Below are 338 nucleotides of genomic sequence, written 5' to 3'. Positions count from 1 at the left end.
CTATGCACACCTTCTAAATGTGTTAACTCGATATAATCTCCTACTTTGACTGGTACCTTTTGTGATTCAGCATTTTGCTGTTTGTTTCCATAAATGTCTTTCTTGTATACTACTTTCCCCGATGCATTTTGTACTTTAATACTCGCGTATGTTTCATTAAAATAATGATGCGGTATGCCTGCTTTTAAGTCCACTTGCATTTCTTCTGTCGACTTATTGAAATTGATTTTAGCAAACTCAAAATCACTGATTCCTTTTAGCGACCATGCAAATTGATTTCCATCCAAAATTGTTGCTTCTGGCATTTTTTCTACTTTCTTCAGACCTTCTTTTGTAAC

General features: G+C 34.6%; 1 protein-coding gene. It reads right to left on the bottom strand.

Annotated features, from left to right (window positions below; all coding sequences use genetic code 11):
• Positions 1-338 (bottom strand): putative mucin/carbohydrate-binding domain-containing protein (locus JDS92_RS30200; protein WP_274606236.1); only part of this gene is annotated, 338 nt, incomplete at both ends.

The organism is Bacillus cereus group sp. N12 (assembly GCF_016483575.1).
Classification (GTDB): Bacteria; Bacillota; Bacilli; order Bacillales; family Bacillaceae_G; genus Bacillus_A; species Bacillus_A toyonensis.
The sequence above is the reverse complement of the archived record's forward strand: the minus strand, read 5'-3'. Positions and strand labels throughout refer to the sequence as shown.